The sequence below is a fragment of the Rapidithrix thailandica genome (assembly GCF_039710355.1).
Taxonomy (GTDB): Bacteria; Bacteroidota; Bacteroidia; order Cytophagales; family Flammeovirgaceae; genus Rapidithrix; species Rapidithrix thailandica.
The window spans coordinates 23,152-40,851 of the sequence record NZ_JBDKWZ010000019.1; the positions used below are offsets into that span (position 1 = coordinate 23,152).

Below are 17,700 nucleotides of genomic sequence, written 5' to 3' on the forward strand. Positions count from 1 at the left end.
AACTTTTTAATTAATTATTATTACTGTCTTTTAACTTTTGTTTGAGTTTTTCCAATTCAAGAGACGAACTCGGTGGAGGGGTATTTGAATGCTCGGTCGAGTTGCTTTCAGAGGAAGTGTTATCAGATTGATTCTCAGAAGCTACTCGGGCTTTTAACTGTTTTAATGCTTCGGAATTCGGTAAGTTACTTTGTGAAGTTGAAGCATCAGCCCCCAAGGCATTATTGATTTCGTCATCAATACTGGTGGCTTGCCCGGCAATATCCGCATACGACTCTGCCAAGGCTTCTTCCTCGGCTACCTTTTCTTTCATTCGTTCCAAACGGGCCAACGTATCACTGGAGTCAACACTGGCGAGTTGCTTGTTGAGTTTTGCGGTGGCTTTGCTAACCGTAGAGCGTGCTTTTAAGGTTTTTAATTCGCCTTCCCAACTGGAAATTTGTTGTTTGAGTTTTTGCACATTGCCTTCCATTTTACCCACCATCTGGTCATAATGAGCAACGTTTTTCTCACTGCCTTTTACTCTACTTAAAATTTGCTCTTTTTTACTCAGTGCTTGTTCGGCCAACCGGTCCGCTTCTGTCTGAGCAATTTCTCCCTTATTGGCTTTTTGTAAAAGCAGTACGGCTTTATTTTCATATTCCAAAGCCGCGCGATGGCTTGCTTCCAACTCTTTTTTAGCGCGAATAGCCATGGCTTTTACTTCGGCCAAACCCTGAAGGCTTTTCGCCAAGTCATTTTTTAAATCCCGGATGCCTTGCTCGGTCATTTTTACCGGATCTTCCAATTTATTCAAAGCAGCATTTGCTTCCGCTGCTCCTATACCAAATAATCTTTTTAACCAACCAAACATAATATTTCTTTAATTCCGCTAAGATGACTATTTACAAAAATAAGAAAATTTTAGGAATCCTTATTATAGGTACTTCAATTGGATTTCCCTCTTTTTTCATTACATATCCACTCATTTGTGGGTTCCAAATGGGAAAGAAGCCTTGCAAAAAAAACAACTTATTCCCACGATCTAAAGTAGTTCTATTTTGAAATGTTAAATTTCTTTTGGAAGTATTTATACGCCTCATTGACTTTCAGAGTGATTTGTTGGGCCGTTTCAAACTTTTCGGGTTCGTTATGGTACAAATCAGGGTGGTACATTTTCATCATCTTCCGATAAGCCTTTTTAATTTCATCAAATGAAGCCCCCTGAGGCAGTTCCAATGCTCTATAATACTCGGTTTCTTTGTTTTGAGTAGCGTTTGAGTGTTGAGTATCGCCATATTCCGAATGACTTCGGGAACTGTTTTGGTATTGGTTGTCAGAACCGGAGTAAGATTCAGACGATTCCGTATTGAATTTTTGTTCGTATTCCCTTTTCAATTCGGCCTCCAATTCATCTACCTCTTTCTCTTTAAAAAAGTCTTTAATCCTGCCAAATCCTCCTGATGACTTCTTACTCCATTCTGTCTTCATCTTTTGATAGGCAGCATTGTTGTTGAGATAGTCTCTTAACTCAGGGTTGTTTTCCAGTTGATCGGTAAGCTTTTTAAATGACGCAGTATCTTCAAGTTGATTTAAATTCGCTTTAATGATGTCAGATAATCGTTTGATGACCATGATATATAAATATATTAAGCTGTAAGGTACAAAATACGGAAGAAATAATTCAAAGTAAATGTAATAAAGGTATATTTATTAGGATAATCGGTCGTGATAAAGAGGCCTTATTGTGAAAGTGGCTTCAATGGGCTGTCTCTAAACGTTTTGGAGGCCACTCGCCATCATTGACGTTCTTACTTATCTAATAAAATCCTCCTCATTAATAACGGCTGACAACGGTACAAAGGTTGCCAGTATTCGCATGCTTATTCAGTGAATGACCAAAATCACCATGGAAAAATGAGGGGGTTTTATAAATTTCTAAACATTGTACTATAAATTTGCCGCGGAAATTTTATCATTTATGGAAAGAGAGGAGACACTAAATTCAACAACTGACAACCAGACAGGGGTAATCAAAGTATTCAATCGGCTAAAAGACAAATGGGGGGTCGACAGCCTGTTTCAAGTATTTTTAATCCTTTTGGTCTTTTCGGCAACCGGTAGCACTGTCGTGTTAATCCGCGGGTGGTTGTTCGACTTTTTAGGCTTTGGCGAACATACGGCTTTTTGGCTGAAAACCGTAGCCTATTTGGCTTTTGTGATGCCTGCTTATCAAATTTTGTTACTTGTTTACGGAACCATGTTAGGTCAGTTTTCTTTCTTTTGGGAAAAAGAGAAAAAACTGTTTCGCTTAATCAAAAAGCTTTTTATCCGGTAAGTATCGAGCTTGTTTCTTTTTGGAAATGCAAATTTCTTTCCTTTATGAAAGAAAGTGCTTTTCTATTTGCTTGGGTTGGTTGTTTCCAATCTTCTTCTCTTCTGACCACCTTATGGATACTTCTTTTTAGTAATGAAAGGTTTGGAAACCTTCTTCATACATATTTTTTCTATTCCTTTCCACATAAATTTATTGTCCTGTTTTCAAAGGTTATTCTCAATTTCTACTGTTGTGTAAAGCTTGTATAAATATATTTGCGAGTTATAAATGTATTGAAATTGATTTGAGGCAGTGTTTCTTTCTCTTGTATTTCTATTTTTTCACGGCTTTATTTAAACCTATTGGTTTTGTCTTTGTCATAGTACCATAGTGTATCGCAAACACTATTTGCCAATATTCATTTGGTTACATGTTTGAATTAAATTCTCTAACTATGAAAAAGATTCTAAATCAAGCTCTTATCTCTGTATTTTTGTTCTCAATGGTATTATTCGGTGCTTGTGAAAACAGAGAAAACGACTTAGCACCTGAACCTTCCGTGCATGACTCAATGGATGAGGCTCAGGTCGAACTTACTCTGGCTTCGTTAGATGCCGATGTACAAGCCATCATGTTGGAAAAGGATCAGGACTTACAGAAAACGGGAAGTTTGATTTCTTCCAAAAGCTTTCAACAAGATTGCCGGGAAATTACCATTGATACGGAAAACAAAGTAATCACCGTAGATTTTGGGACGGAAGGGTGTACAGGCTTGGACGGTAAAACCCGGAAAGGTAAAATCCTGATTTCGTATACGGCCCGTATTCATCAGCTAGGGGCGGTCATTACCATGATATTTGACAGTTATTATGTCAATAATTTAAAAATCGAGGGAACCAGGGTTTTGAAAAATAAATCCATCGATGCCGAAAATGGAAATATTCATCAGGAAGTGATTTTAAAAGATGGTAAAATCATCTTCCCGGATGGGACCACTTATACGAGAAATGCGAATTGGGTTCGGACTTGGGTCCGGGGGGCAAACCCAAGCTTAGACGAATTCTATTTGGAGGGATCAGCCAATGGAACCAACCGTAGGGGAGTAGCATATGAAGTGGAAATTACAAAGCCCTTAGTGAGGAAGGCCGGGTGTATGTTGGAAGGTATCTACATTCCGGTAGCGGGGACGAAGGAGTTTTTGAAAAATGATGAGTTGAAACGCGTGATTGACTTTGGGGATGGATCTTGCGACCGGAATATCACCATTACCATTGCGGAGAAAGTAATCTCGGTAGAACTTGAGAAATAAGTCCCTATTGCCTGTAAAAAAATAATGTATGTTTGCCTGGGGTATCACCTCAGGCTTTTTAAATTCTCTTGTTCATTTTGAAAAATGGAAAAAAACTGCAATTTCAACAGAAATTCAAATTTCAATTTCTAACTTTCTAAAAAATATCAAAAGTAATTTAATCAATTGGCGCATATGAAATTTGCAACCAAAGCAGTACATGCCGGAGTACATCCTGACCCGGCTACCGGGGCAATCATGACTCCCATATATCAGACCAGCACTTATGTACAAGAATCTCCGGGAAAACACAAAGGATATGAGTACTCCCGCACATTAAACCCTACCCGGGCGGCTTTACAAGAAAGCCTTGCAGCGATTGAAAATGGCAGGTTCGGTTTATGTTTTGCCTCGGGGTTGGCCGCTACGGATGTCGTTTTAAAGTTGTTGAAATCCGGTGACGAGGTGATAGCCTCCAATGATTTGTATGGAGGAACGTACCGTATATTTACCGGGGTCTATGAAAAATATGGTATTAAGTTTCACTTTGTACCGATGGATACCCCGGACCGGGTGGAAGCAATGATCAACGAGCGTACCCGTTTGATCTGGTTGGAGTCTCCAACGAATCCCTTGCTGCATGTCATTGATATCAAAAAGATAATGGAGGTGGCAAAGGCAAAAAATATTCTGACGGCAGTAGATAATACCTTTGCAACACCGTACTTGCAAAACCCTCTGGATATGGGGGCGGACATTGTAGTGCATTCCGTAACCAAATACCTAGGCGGGCATTCCGATACGGTGATGGGAGCGCTGGTGACGAACAATGAAAAATTAGCGGAACAATTGGCCTACTTTCAGAACTCCTGTGGTGCCGTTCCCGGCCCGCAAGATTGCTTTTTGGTATTAAGAGGTATCAAAACCTTGCCCTTACGGATGGCACAACATTGCAAAAATGCCAAAGTAGTCGCGGAATATTTGAACCAACATCCTAAAATCGGAAGAGTATATTGGCCGGGTTTAAAAGAGCATCCCAACCATGAAATTGCCAAACAGCAAATGCGCGATTTCGGAGGGATGGTTTCGTTTACCTTGAAAGATGATTGTGTAGAGGCTGCGATAGAGGTGTTAGAGCGTCTGAAATTGTTTGCCTTAGCCGAATCATTGGGAGGGGTGGAATCGCTTTGCGGACATCCGGCTTCAATGACGCATGCGAGTATCCCGAAAGAAGAGAGGGAAAAGACGGGTTTAAAGGATTCGTTGATTCGCTTGAGTGTGGGTATTGAGGATCAAGAAGACCTGATTGCCGATTTGGCACAAGCGCTTGATTAGCGATATATCAATAAAAAGCCTGGTTTGCTAGTATGCTCAAACCAGGCTTTTTTATCTATGGTACTAGTGCTGTCAACAATCAATTCAATAGAGTTTGGGATTGACCAACGGGATCAAGGCCAGCACCACGGCATGTTGGTAGTACTCTGTACGGTCCAATTCACCATGTGTCAGTACACCCACGGCTCCTCCTTTCTGCTTGGAATTATCTTGGTTAAATACAGCATCCGTAGCTTTGCCAAGTTCTATCCCTTGCTCTACCAAGTAGACTACTTCCTTGGGTAAGTAAAAAGCCCCTGTTTTGGATTGTCCGGTTTGTTCATCTTTGGAAATCACATAGATCCAGGCAAAAGCCAGCATTCCATGATTGCTTTTTTCTACACCTCCTTCAATGCCCACCCAATAGTCGGCCTCATGGTATTTTCCCTGGGCATTCCGGGCTCTGGTCACAGCTCCTTTGAAGGTTTCTTCGTTACTAAAGGGTTGATCGTTGACCCCGCTTTCTACTTCACAGCCCATCACTTCAAACTGTTCATCGGGAAACATTCGAACAAAAGCTTGTTGGGTGGCATTCACCTTCACCGGATTTTTCGAGGCTACAATTATTTTTTTCATGTAACAAATTAATTAAAAATTCTTGAATTTTGTCAATAGAGATGAATGACAGTTTGCTACTTCATCACAAAATAACCCAAGGCTATGGAGGAAAGAAAGCAGTTCGCATAAGGAGGCTGGTCATTTCGTCTTAAATTTGTTTTCTTACGGCTCCTTCTCGCTTATTTGAAGATTTTGTAAAAATGCCAGACCAAACACCCATACAATTGCCCCCCAAATACTATTTGGAAAACTTTCGATACCTCATTGGATTTGTGCAAGAACAGTATGCCTCCGTATTGGAGGAACCCGAACAGACATTTATTTCCAAGTTCAACGCACTTTCGGAAGATGCGCAATGTCTATACTTGCGGATGATGAACCGGAAGGGGGTGTTTTTCCGGATTAAGAAATTTCAGTATGCCGAAATTGCTTCCATCCCTACGGCTGAAAAAGAATTGATCGAACGTGGGTTTATTCAATTGGTAAAAGAACTGAGTCTGCCGGAAGTAATAGAGGTCATGCAAATCTTTACCAAACCGGAGCTGATTAAAATTTTTCAAGGGCAGGAGGGTTTTGATAAGTCGTTAAAAAAGCTTCCCAAAGGGGAGCTACTCTTGACATTGGTCAGCCTGTGGGAACCGGAAGAGTTGGTAGAAGCCCTTCAAGCATTTGAGGAAGTGGTGTCCATGCTTTTTGTACAAGAAGCTACTTTTTTACAATTTCTGTTTTTTGGCAGCCTTCGGTATTCCATGAGCGAGTTTGTAATCCGCGATATCGGCAATGCCCGTTTTCAGGTGTTTGATCCGGAGCAGTTTACTCCTCTGTTTCATACAAGACTGGAGGCTGTAGAAAAGTTTAATATGACTTTATTGTACCGGGAATTTAAGAGGCAAAAAGAATTGCTTTCCGCAGAAGAAATTTACGAATGGTTTCGGGTACATTTTCCGGATGTGCCGGAATTGACCGAACCTACCGTTCCGGTATTTGGCCGTATGGTTCAGCGGGTGGGCGGATTGTTGGAAAGAGCTAAACTCTGGCGCCAGGCAGAGAAGATTTACCAATATGCGAACAAGCCGCCCATTCGTGAGCGGAGAGTCAGAGTATTGGAAAAGATGGGAGAAAGAGATGAAGCCTTGGCCCTTTGTGTGGAAATTGAAGAAGAACCTCATAATGCGGATGAATATTATTTTGCCCGGGATTTTCAACACAAGCATCAAAAGGACACCCGTTTTTTAAAAGCTACCACACGCCTGCTCAAAAAAGCAGAACAAATGGAAGTGCCTCTACAATTCAAAGAGTCGGTAGAGATGGGTGTTTTGGAGCAGCTGGCAGGACAGGGGTATGAAGGTTTTTTTGCTGAAAATTACCTTTGGCGGGCGCTGTTTGGCCTATTATGTTGGGAAGAGATCTTTGATGAATCCACTGCTTCTATCCATCACCCTTTGCAACGGAGGCCTTCGGATTTGTTTGGAGAACAGTTTTTAGCCAAACGAAAACAAAAACTCCAAAAGCGCCTACAGCTTTTGGAACATCCTCAACAGGCAATGAACTACCTGGGTACTGTTTTCCGGGAAAAAGAAGGTACCGTCAATCCTTTTGTAGGTTGGTTTCCGGATACCATGGCGCATTTAGACAAGTTGTTGTCCCGGGTTCCCGGAGCTTCATTGCAGAGTGTACTTTGGGAGATCGCCAAAAGTCCGGAAAATAATACCCGTGGATTTCCGGACTTATATGTTTGGAAAGAGCAACGCTATGACTTCATCGAAGTGAAATCTCCAAACGACCAGTTGTCCAACCAGCAGTTGTACTGGATGGAGTTTTTTAGAAAAAAAGGCATTCGGGTAAAAGTACTTCGGGTGCATTGGGGTGAATAAAAAAAATGAATCCTGCCAGGGGGAAGGATTCATTTTAAAGGTAGTTATGATCCATAATTGTATGGTTTTTCTTGACAGGTAATCGCAATGCAATAACTTGGATGAAGTTGATTTAATCCAATAGGTCCTCTTCTTCATCCTCGGAAGGGACGTAACTATTACTTTTTTCGAATACGTCTCCATCGAAATCTTCTTCCATTTGACTCGGAGAGTCGACTTTCACCATAAATAAAGTGTCCTCGGTTTCGAAATGAAAAACGAACATACTCCGGTTGCCGGGAAGGTCCACCCGTTGAGCCAGTTGGTGAATCCCTCCGGGGTGTTCAACGTTGATTCGTTGCTTTACATCAATGGGCAACTTATCATAACTCAATAACCTCTTTTGTTTCATTATGCTATAAGATTAAAAGTTAAAAAATACTTCATAAAAAAAGCCATTAGTCTTCGCTAACCGCCTAGTCAGTATTGATGTTGAAATCTCTTCTTTCAAGAGACTTAAAAAGTTACCAATGTCATAACCTTTACAAGGTGAAAAATTGAGCGCGCAAATATATTTTTACTTCCAAAGAAAAAAACCTTTTTAATAAAAATTTTTCTGGAAATTTTCACAAAATTTTCGTCTCTCTATTTTACTCAAATTTGAGAAAATGTCCCAACAATTTTCCTCTAAAAATCAACCGGTTTTTTCCCCTCTTGTTTTCATTTGGCAGCGAAGTGAATTAACCTTTTTCTTTTTCCTGAAAAATGTTTCAAAAACGCCTCCTCCGTGTTACTTTTTTCAACAATAGTCTTTGGCTATTCTTTTCAAAAAGTGCCTTGATGAGCCGGTTTTGATTCCATCTTCGGTCAAAAACTATACGTTTAAACCTCTTCAGCAAGAAAAAAGCCCTGTCCATTGTTTGGGATTTTATGGAAAACCTTTGTTCGTTTGTCTGGAGATATTCTTCGCGAATCGATATCATCCGTATCCGGTAAACACATACAAAAGAGCGTCCAAAAGCCACTGAATTGAACAGGTGGTTTTTCCTTTTATGATCAAAAAAACGAAAAAAAATAACTACTTATCCTTCTGTGGGAGGAATACTTGTAAAATGCTGGTTTTTAGGGGCGTAATATTCACTAAACTTTAACTGTACCGTGTTAATTAGTTCATATAAAAAAAATATACTTGTTGTATCACTGGCTATTAACCCAATATTATCATGACCTATGCAGAAAAATTTGAAGACCTTAGCTTTCAGCAAAAAGTAGTAATGGTGAAAGAACTAGGCGAACTAATGACCACACAATTGAATGCTAATGGTAAAGTTTGTGTGTTTGACGTCTCAGGTATGTTTATCGGAGTTTGGTACGAAAACGGCCTGTCTGACCGGATTACCCGGATCAAAGAGATCAAAGACTACACGGAGTTGAAGAGTATGTTTCCCCGGGTAAAAATCATCGATGGAGAAAGTCATGATGACTGACCGGTACCCCTAAAAAGGTCAGTGAACAACGATATTTTTTCAATGATACCCTAGTATTTTTTTGACACCTGCCTCAGCCAATTTACTTTTTTTTCATTGCTTGAAAGATTTTTTAAGAGTTCGCCTCTTCTTTCAAGCAATGTCCTTTTTCTGCTTGTTAAATCAGTATTGCCTAAGATGAATTCCGGCCCTTCTTCATTAACAATCTCTTCAAATAAACTTAATTTGAATTATGAGAATAATCGTATTTTGTGCCCTTTCTTTGCACCTGTCGTAGTAAACTTCTCTTCATATTTTTAAAGGCATTAAGGGTTCATGTGATACGTGAACTCTTTCTTTTTGCCTTTGATGTAACAGCCGAAGGCCCCGTGTAAAAACAGAAGCCTTCTCTTAAATTTCCTGCTCTTCTTCTTCTTTCTTATTGACTTTAAAAAAGCGCTGAATTTTCGTAAGGGTTAGCGCGTGTTCTTCCGTTCCCGAATCGCTGATCAGATAGGACCAGGGGCGCAAGCTTGGGGTATGCTGACAGACGATTTTAATCATGCCCACTACCGGTACAATGATAAACATACCCGGTACTCCCCAAACATATCCTCCCAGTAGTACACTCAGTATGATAATGAAGGGATTGATGCGCATCTGTCCGCCGACTATGTTCGGAGTGAGTATATTATTTTCGGTAAATTGTACAATGATAAACACCACCACCACTCCCAAGCTATACTTTGGCGAATCCATAATGAGTAAGGACAAGGTAAAGGGGAAGAGGTAGCCGAATATGGTTCCGAAATAAGGAATGAAATTACAAATGGCTGCGATGACCCCGAAAAGGATTGCATAACGTATCCCGACAATGTACAAGCCCATGGAGTTGATAAAACACAGGATCAAAACCACTGTGAATACGCCAAACATATACCTTCTGGTGACATGCGAAATATCGGAAATTGTCTCGTCTGCCATTTGGTGGTATTTAGGAGGTGTGAGCTTGAGAATAAAGGCCTTGAATTTATTCCGGTAGTACAGAAAAAAGAAAACGTATACCGGCATAATACCAATGACAAAGATGGTATTGGTGGTATAACTCAAGTATTGATTGATGTTTTGCCCAAAAGTGTTGATGAGTTCTTTCGCCCGTAGTTTAATCCAAAGCTCTTCCGATTCGATCTGTAGATTCCAAGCACCCTCTACATAATTTAAGGCGGTGACTAGATTGCGCAAGGCTTGTTGTTCGAGAGCGGGTAAGTCTTCCAGAAACAGGGACACTTGTTTGTAAATAAAGAAGAAAGTACCATAGATGACGGTAAGTCCCAAAATAATACTGAGGATGTTTGCTAAAATCCTGGGGAAGCGCCTCTTTTCAAAAAAACTAGCGACCGGATAAAGTAAATACGCGAATAAAATCCCTAAACACAGGGGGTAAAGAATATTGCGGAATTCTCTCAAAAAGAAAAATAAGAGAATCCAAAAAAACATCACCAGTGTCAGTTTGGTGAGTAAGGGCATTGGAAATCCCTTGGAAGCAAATGTTTTATAATCAAATTTGTTGGACATGATTTTCAATAATCGAGTTAGTTTTTTTATTGCCTGGCTACCCGGTATGTTTCTGTATTATTCCCTACTAGATCGGAAACCTACAGAAAATTCTTTTACGATTAGCCGTCTATTATAATTTGTAATTTTCCTTGTGTTATTGCCTTGAATTATTTATCTAACAATAGAGACAGAATACAAATTCTTACAGAGGGATTGCCTCCGGAGAATTTTTTTGAAAAATGCCGAATAACAACCCCCTTTGAACCTAAAGGAGGTGTGATTCCATCGAACTGCTTTCCGGTTGTTAAATAGTATTTTTAGATTTTAAATAAGAAAGCTCAGGCTAATTTCGGCATAAAAATTAATTTAAACACAGGAAAATGGAAGACTTCATCAAAGATCGGGAATTATTAAAAGACAGCGCTTATATAAATGGCGAGTGGGTAGTGTCAGATCGGGATACTTCTTTTTCTGTAATGAATCCGGCTACCGGAAAGAAATTAATTCAAGTTGCTGATATTCAAATAGATCAGGTTAATATTTGCATTGAAAATGCTGCAGAGGCTTTTCTTTCCTGGAAGACGAAAACAGCCAAGGAGCGCTCCGGGTACTTGAGAGAGTGGTATAATTTAATCCTTCAACATGCAGATGATTTGGCTACCATCATGACATTGGAGCAGGGCAAACCTTTGGAGGAGGCGAAGGGGGAAGTGTTGTACGGAGCCTCCTTTATCGAATGGTTTGCCGAAGAAGCCAAGCGCACTTATGGTGATATCATTCCGGGCTTTGCACCGGGGCGCAAAGTGATGACCTTGAAACAACCCATTGGGGTAGTGGCTGCAATAACTCCTTGGAATTTTCCAATTGCGATGATTACCCGGAAAGTAGGACCTGCCTTGGCTGCAGGTTGTACCATCATTGTAAAACCCAGTGAGGAAACGCCCTTGTCGGCCCTTGCCCTTGCCGAACTCGCTTCCCGGGCAGGTATTCCCAAAGGCGTTTTTAATGTAATTACCAGCACCCAGGCTGCGGCAGTAGGCAAAGAATTTTGCGAAAACAGTACGGTTCGCAAACTGTCTTTCACAGGGTCTACGGCCGTTGGAAAGGTGTTAATGCACCAGTGCGCTGATCAAGTGAAAAAACTTTCCTTAGAATTGGGTGGAAATGCTCCGTTTATCGTGTTTGAGGATGCGGATTTGGAAGCTGCGGTGGAGGGAGCCATTGCCTCCAAATACCGGAATGCCGGCCAAACTTGTATTTGTGCTAACCGGATTTATATACAAGAAGAAATTTACGAAACTTTTGCTGAAAAACTGGCTGCAAAACTGGCCGGGCTTAAGGTAGGAGAGGGCTTGAGGGCTGGCTCGGAGATAGGCCCTTTGATCAATGAAAAAGCCGTGAAAAAAGTGCTTGCCTTGATTGAAGATGCCCGTGAAAAAGGTGGGGATATTATGATAGGAGGGAGAGTTCATGCCTTTGGTCAGAGCTTCTTTGAACCTACCGTCATCTTGAATGCCCAGGCTTCAATGGCCTTGGCACAAGAAGAAGTTTTCGGGCCGGTGGCGCCATTGTTTAACTTTAAAGACGAACAAGAGGTAATCCAGTTGGCAAATAATACAAAGTATGGATTGGCCGCTTATTTTTATGCCAAGGATGTCCATCGCGTATGGCGGGTGGCAGAAGCCTTGGAATACGGAATGGTAGGGATCAATACAGGATTGATCTCTACGGAAGTAGCTCCTTTTGGAGGCGTCAAAGAATCAGGCATTGGCCGGGAAGGGTCCAAATACGGAATTGAAGAATATATGGAAATCAAATATCTGTGTATGGCAGTGGAGGAAGGGAATTAATGGATTTTAGGATTTTGTTCTTAAAATAGCACCTTTTGGCAATAGCCGGATTACTACTTACAACCACACTATATACAAGCACTTACTAACTGACGAGTATTAACACGACTAACCGTACCGATAACCAAGAATTTTCTTAACCAATTTTAATAAACACATAGTATGAATGAAATTATCATGCAGGACCAGCATCAGATGATTGCTGAGAGTGCCCGTGATTTTGCCCGAATGTTTATCCTCCCTAAGGTCCGTGAATGGGATGAGCAACAATACTTTCCCTTGGAGGTAATGCATAAGCTTGGCGAATATGGTTTTATGGGAGTATTAGTTCCCGAAAAGTACCAAGGCGCTGGCTTAGGGTATCAGGAGTATATTACCGTAATTGAAGAAATTTCCAAAGTTTGCGGGGGGATCGGTTTGTCTTTGGCCGCACACAATTCTTTGTGTACCAATCATATTTTGGAGTTTGGGAATGAAGAGCAAAAGCGTAAATATTTACCCAAACTGGCTACAGGAACATGGATTGGCGCTTGGGGACTGACCGAAACGGGGACGGGTTCCGATGCCGGAAACATGAGTACCACAGCTAAATTAGAGGGAGACCATTGGGTTTTGAACGGCTCTAAAAACTTCATCACTCACGCGCTGAGTGGGGATGTGGCAGTGGTGATTGCCCGTACCGGTGCAAAAGGCGACTCACATGGTATGTCGGCCTTTATCGTAGAAAAGGGAACCCCTGGTTTTACTGCCGGGAAAAAGGAAGACAAACTGGGAATGCGAGCTTCGGAAACGGCTTGTCTGTTTTTCGATCAATGCAAGGTTCCTCAAGAAAATGTCTTGGGTGAAGTAGGCGAAGGCTTTGTCCAGGCCTTGAAAGTGTTGGACGGAGGCCGTATTTCGATTGCCGCCTTGTCATTAGGAATGGCCAAAGGAGCCTACGAAGCTTCCGTGCAATATGCCAAACAACGGAAACAGTTTGGGCAAGCTATTGCCAAGTTTCAGGCGATCTCATTTAAACTGGCCGAGATGGCCACGAAAATCCAGGCTTCGGAGCTTATGATCCGGGAAGCCGGAAAGTTAAAAGATCAAAAGAAAAAAGTAACGGAGCTTTCGGCCATGGCCAAGTATTATGCCTCGGAAGCCGCGGTGGAAATCGCCAATGAAGCTGTGCAAATCCATGGAGGATACGGGTATACCAAAGACTTTCCGGTTGAAAAATTTTACCGGGATGTCAAATTATGTACCATCGGTGAAGGGACCTCCGAAATTCAAAAATTGGTAATTGCCAGGGAAATTTTGAAATAAACCCGGAATGAAAAATCCTTTCCCTCCGGGTCTTGTCACAGGCCTGGAGGGGTATTTACAAAGCCGGTAATCTTTTTTACGCCTACTACCCCCACTTTACTTAAGCTAATTTCTTATAACCTAATTTGTTATGGAAGATCTGTTGACACACGAAATGAACCAGGTGCTCTCCCACTATTCTATAGGTAAATTGATCACTGTTTCAAAAATTGCAGTAGGGTATGCCAATCAGAATTACATCATTCAAACCCATCAGGGAAAGTATTTGTATCGCATTGTTGGCCTCCAACCACATAATGTTATCCAATACGAATTGCAAGTACTGAACAAATTGAAGACGGTTCGCTTTCCTACGGCTTACCCGATTGTCAAAGATGACGGAGAATACATTTGTGAGACTTCCCATGGCAATGTGGTGATTTACGAATTTGTAGAAGGGGAAACTCCTGAAATAAAGGAGAATACGGCCCAACAAATAGGGGAAACATTGGCTCGTTTGAGCCGTTTTCCGGATTGGCAACAATTCGAGAAAAAGAATGCTATGAACATCGATCTTTGCGAAGGCTTGATCGATGAATTTGCACAGGCAAAACACTCATATCCCGAAATTTTTGCTTTTTTCAAACGGGAAACCCGGTACCTCTTTCCCTATCTGGAACAGCCCGTCCCTATGGGCTTTGTCCATGGCGATATTTTCCCGGATAAAGTGATTTTTAAAGATGGGAAATTAAAGGCCATAGTCGATTTCGAAGAAGTCTGTACGGATCATTTGTTGGTGGATATAGGGATTGCGATCAATGGGTTTTGTATTCGTCAAAATACCTTGGACGAACACTTGCTAAAAGCCTTTTTAACAGCCTATAATCAAGAGCGAAGAATTTCCGAAGAAGAGTTTGTTTTGCTTCCGTATTATATTGAATGGGGGGCTTTTGCGATGGTATATTGGCATTTGAGGAATGATTTGTTGCATCAAGCGAATCGCAGACAATTGGCCCGGGTGGAAGAGCTGGTAAGCCGGATCAAACACTTGAAAGGATTTGATTATTCATTTATCTTAAACTTCCGGAAAGAACTGGCAGAACAAAATGCCTGATTTGTTTTTAAAAAATAGCACCTTGAAGGTCTATATTTAAGAGCATATTTTAAAAAAACGTTTTTGACTCAACGGGTGATTTTTAGGCAGGCTCTAAGGGAGCGTTTTAGTGAATTATCAAAATCGTAAAATAAAAAAATCGCCTGGTGAATTATCCTCAACTCCCAGGCGATTTTTTGTATGTATCGTACCTATGCTTTGATATTTTTATCTTCTACCGGATGGCCATTTCCATTATCCAATATAAATTTGATAGGGTTCTTCACTTTGGTTTTAAGTAAAGCAATTTCCAACACTTGTTCTACCGTGTCTACAAAATGAAGTTTTAAACCTGTCAAATATTGCTTTTCAATCTCGTTGACATCTTTTGTATTCCGGGTACTCAGGATGATATCGGTAATTCCCGAGCGTCTGGCAGCCAGCAGTTTTTCTTTGATACCTCCCACAGGCAATACCTTTCCACGAAGCGTGATTTCACCGGTCATGGCCAAGCCCTTTTTCACTTTTCTTTGAGTAAAAATAGAAGCAATTGAGGTCAACATCGTGATTCCGGCAGATGGGCCGTCCTTCGGCACCGCCCCGGCAGGCACGTGAATATGCAAATCGTAGAAATTGAAGATCTGATGGTCGATATCCAATGTCTCCGCATTGGCTTTCAAGTATGATAAAGCAGCTGTGGCAGACTCTTTCATCACATCTCCTAATTGTCCGGATAGAGTTAATTTTCCCTTGCCCCGGTTCAGGCTGGATTCCACAAAAAGAATCTCACCACCTACCGGTGTCCAAGCAAGCCCGGTTACCACCCCGGCTACCTCATTGTCCTGGTACAATTCCTGATCGAATATCGGAGTTCCCAGAATTTCTTCCACCCGTTTGCTATTGATGTTTTTGGTATAGGTTTCTTCCATGGCCACAGACTTGGCTACGTTACGTACCAAGGAGCCTATTTTTCTTTCCAAATTCCGGACTCCGGATTCACGGGTGTAATCCTGTATGACCTTTTGGATACCTGATACATCAAATTTAATGTCTTTCGCTTTTAAGCCATGTTCCTTCCGCTGTTTGGGAATCAGGTGTTTTTTGGCGATTTCTACTTTTTCCTCTTGCGTATAGCCGTTGATCTCGATGATTTCCATCCGGTCGCGTAGAGCAGGGTGGATCGTATCCAAAGAGTTTGCGGTGGCAATGAATAATATTTTCGACAGGTCGTATTCTATCTCCAGGTAGTTATCCACAAAGGTACTGTTTTGTTCGGGATCCAATACTTCCAACAAAGCAGAAGAGGGATCACCTCTAAAATCAGAGCCTATTTTGTCGATTTCATCCAGGATAAAAACCGGATTAGAGGTACCTACTTTTTTCAGGTTTTGCAAGATCCGGCCCGGAAGTGCACCTACATAGGTTTTGCGATGACCCCGTATTTCGGCTTCGTCCCGAAGGCCTCCCAATGACATGCGGACATACTTACGCCCCAGCGATTCTGCAATAGAACGGCCTAAAGAAGTTTTTCCTACTCCCGGAGGGCCATATAAACAAAGAATCGGCCCTTTTAAATTTTGTTTCAGCTTCAATACCGCCAGGTATTCAATGATCCGTTCTTTTACTTTTTCCAAGCCGTAATGGTCCTTATTAAGGATTTTTAAAGCCCTTTGCAAGTCAAAATGGTCTTTGGTAATGGTTTCCCATGGCAAGTCCACCAAAAACTCACAATAATTGATGGCTATGGGATATTCGGCGGCTGCGGGGTTCATCCGTCCGATTTTTAACAATTCCTTTTCAAATTGCTTTTGCGCTTCAAACGGCCAGTTCTTGTTCCGGGCCTTGAGGCGCAGCATTTCAATTTCCTGATCACTACTTTCCATTCCCAGCTCGTCCTGCAATACTTTCATTTGTTGGCGGAGAAAGTAGTCCCTTTGTTGCTGGTCAATATCAGAATGTACTTTGCTGTGGATTTCCTGTTTCAACTCCAGCAATTGAATCTCCCGGAGCATATATTCCAGCAGTTTGGTTGCCCGGTCTTTGATGCTGGTCAGTTCCAAGAGCTCCTGTTTTTCTCTTACTTCCGCATTGATATTGGAAGAAAGAAAGTGTGTCAAAAAACTGGGGCTTTCAATATTTTCCAGGGCCACTTGAGCCTCTTGAGGAATTTCAGGGTTGAGCTTTAAGATCTTATTGGCCGCTTCCTTTAAGGATTGCATCAGGGCTTTGCTCTCATGCTTGTTATCCAGCGTCTTTTCCTCGTGAATAATCTCCACTAAAGCCTCCAAATAAGGGTCTTCCGTGATGATTTTATTAATCTCGAATTTCCTTTTTCCCTGAATAATGATGGTTGTGTTACCATCCGGTAATACCAACAGTTTCAGTATTTTGGCGATGGTACCCACTCTATAAAGATCACTGACTTCCGGATCTTCGCTATTCATGTTTTTTTGAGCAACTACTCCAATCGTTCTGTTCCCTTTATAGGCATCTTTTACCAGCTTAACCGATTTTTGCCTACCTACAGTAATGGGGATAACAACCCCCGGGAATAATACCGTGTTTTTAATAGGTAGGAGCGGGAGTGTAAGCTCCTTCTGATTTTCATATTCATCTTCGCCTTCTTCTTCTGCCGGTAAAATTGGAATTAATTGATCAGATTCGAGATCTGACAATTCACTGAGTCGAATCCCTAAGTTTTGGTTTCGTTTATGTTTCATCACTATATATCGCCTAGTATTTTATGCTATTTTACTTCTATTTTTAGAGACTGGAGTAATTTTGATTCAATTTACCTCATTGTACAAAATTTAAAAATTATTCGATAACAATAGGCAAAATTGTCATAAATCTTGAACAGAGGAGTTTTTCAATCCTTGTGCCAAGGAATATTACAATATACGTGAATTAATCGGATATTTTTTTAACTGCTTGAAAAGCAGTATTATATTTTATTTTTGAGAAATAAGCTTCCGGAAATGAGTTGCTAAGATCCCGTCAAAATACCAGACATACCTGACAAAGTTGCATGATGAAACAATGTAAAGTTGCCTACATCCAGGCAGTATTTTGTTGAATGAG

Annotated in this window: 14 protein-coding genes; 8 read left to right on the forward strand and 6 right to left on the reverse strand. The window is 41.2% G+C overall.

Going from position 1 to position 17,700, the window contains the following annotated elements; genetic code table 11:
• Window positions 1-10 precede the first annotated feature (10 nt).
• Together AAG747_RS24230 and AAG747_RS24235 are read right to left on the reverse strand one after the other, a co-directional pair.
• Window positions 11-853, reverse strand: coding sequence for a PspA/IM30 family protein (locus tag AAG747_RS24230; RefSeq protein ID WP_346823835.1), 843 nt, complete (start codon window positions 851-853; stop codon window positions 11-13).
• A 182-nt stretch (window positions 854-1,035) separates the two neighbouring features.
• Window positions 1,036-1,614: a J domain-containing protein gene (locus AAG747_RS24235; RefSeq protein ID WP_346823836.1), complete on the reverse strand. Its 579-nt coding sequence runs from the start codon at window positions 1,612-1,614 to the stop codon at window positions 1,036-1,038.
• A 346-nt stretch (window positions 1,615-1,960) separates the two neighbouring features.
• On the opposite strand from AAG747_RS24235, the gene AAG747_RS24240 reads away from it, so the two are divergent.
• The 3 genes from AAG747_RS24240 to AAG747_RS24250 all read left to right on the forward strand — a co-directional run bounded on the left by AAG747_RS24240 (window position 1,961) and on the right by AAG747_RS24250 (window position 4,919).
• Window positions 1,961-2,317 carry a DUF6787 family protein gene (locus AAG747_RS24240; RefSeq protein ID WP_346823837.1) on the forward strand — a complete coding sequence of 119 codons (357 nt, stop codon included), beginning with the start codon at window positions 1,961-1,963 and terminating at the stop codon, window positions 2,315-2,317.
• 433 nt (window positions 2,318-2,750) lie between these two features.
• A complete protein-coding gene (locus AAG747_RS24245; protein ID WP_346823838.1) occupies window positions 2,751-3,605 on the forward strand; it encodes a hypothetical protein in 855 nt (284 codons plus the stop codon).
• Window positions 3,606-3,779: 174 nt separating this feature from the next.
• Window positions 3,780-4,919, forward strand: coding sequence for a cystathionine gamma-synthase (locus AAG747_RS24250; protein ID WP_346823839.1), 1,140 nt, complete (start codon window positions 3,780-3,782; stop codon window positions 4,917-4,919).
• Window positions 4,920-5,003: 84 nt separating this feature from the next.
• Here AAG747_RS24250 and yjjX read toward each other — a convergent pair whose 3' ends face one another.
• Window positions 5,004-5,534, reverse strand: a complete 531-nt coding sequence (gene yjjX / locus AAG747_RS24255) for an inosine/xanthosine triphosphatase (protein WP_346823840.1) — start codon at window positions 5,532-5,534, stop codon at window positions 5,004-5,006.
• A 182-nt stretch (window positions 5,535-5,716) separates the two neighbouring features.
• Between yjjX and AAG747_RS24260 the strand changes: the two genes are divergently transcribed.
• Window positions 5,717-7,390, forward strand: coding sequence for a VRR-NUC domain-containing protein (locus AAG747_RS24260; RefSeq protein WP_346823841.1), 1,674 nt, complete (start codon window positions 5,717-5,719; stop codon window positions 7,388-7,390).
• A 112-nt stretch (window positions 7,391-7,502) separates the two neighbouring features.
• On the opposite strand, the gene AAG747_RS24265 is transcribed toward AAG747_RS24260, so the two are convergent.
• Window positions 7,503-7,781 (reverse strand): hypothetical protein, encoded by a 279-nt coding sequence (locus AAG747_RS24265; RefSeq protein WP_346823842.1) that lies wholly within the window; start codon window positions 7,779-7,781, stop codon window positions 7,503-7,505.
• An 811-nt stretch (window positions 7,782-8,592) separates the two neighbouring features.
• Between AAG747_RS24265 and AAG747_RS24270 the strand changes: the two genes are divergently transcribed.
• The gene (locus tag AAG747_RS24270) at window positions 8,593-8,856 is read left to right on the forward strand and encodes a hypothetical protein (RefSeq protein ID WP_346823843.1); all 264 of its coding nucleotides are present in this window, start codon (window positions 8,593-8,595) and stop codon (window positions 8,854-8,856) included.
• Window positions 8,857-9,246: 390 nt separating this feature from the next.
• Here the strand turns inward: AAG747_RS24270 and AAG747_RS24275 are convergent, their stop codons facing one another.
• A complete protein-coding gene (locus AAG747_RS24275) occupies window positions 9,247-10,410 on the reverse strand; it encodes an AI-2E family transporter (RefSeq protein ID WP_346823844.1) in 1,164 nt (387 codons plus the stop codon).
• Between the two features lie 362 nt (window positions 10,411-10,772).
• On the opposite strand from AAG747_RS24275, the gene AAG747_RS24280 reads away from it, so the two are divergent.
• The 3 genes from AAG747_RS24280 (at window position 10,773) to AAG747_RS24290 (ending at window position 14,640) form a co-directional block, all read left to right on the forward strand.
• Window positions 10,773-12,242 carry an NAD-dependent succinate-semialdehyde dehydrogenase gene (locus tag AAG747_RS24280; RefSeq protein WP_346823845.1) on the forward strand — a complete coding sequence of 490 codons (1,470 nt, stop codon included), beginning with the start codon at window positions 10,773-10,775 and terminating at the stop codon, window positions 12,240-12,242.
• Window positions 12,243-12,404: 162 nt separating this feature from the next.
• A complete protein-coding gene (locus AAG747_RS24285) occupies window positions 12,405-13,547 on the forward strand; it encodes an acyl-CoA dehydrogenase family protein (protein ID WP_346823846.1) in 1,143 nt (380 codons plus the stop codon).
• A 130-nt stretch (window positions 13,548-13,677) separates the two neighbouring features.
• Window positions 13,678-14,640, forward strand: coding sequence for a homoserine kinase (locus tag AAG747_RS24290; RefSeq protein ID WP_346823847.1), 963 nt, complete (start codon window positions 13,678-13,680; stop codon window positions 14,638-14,640).
• A 191-nt stretch (window positions 14,641-14,831) separates the two neighbouring features.
• Here the strand turns inward: AAG747_RS24290 and lon are convergent, their stop codons facing one another.
• A complete protein-coding gene (gene lon, locus AAG747_RS24295) occupies window positions 14,832-17,339 on the reverse strand; it encodes an endopeptidase La (RefSeq protein ID WP_346823848.1) in 2,508 nt (835 codons plus the stop codon).
• Between the last annotated feature and the right edge of the window lie 361 nt (window positions 17,340-17,700).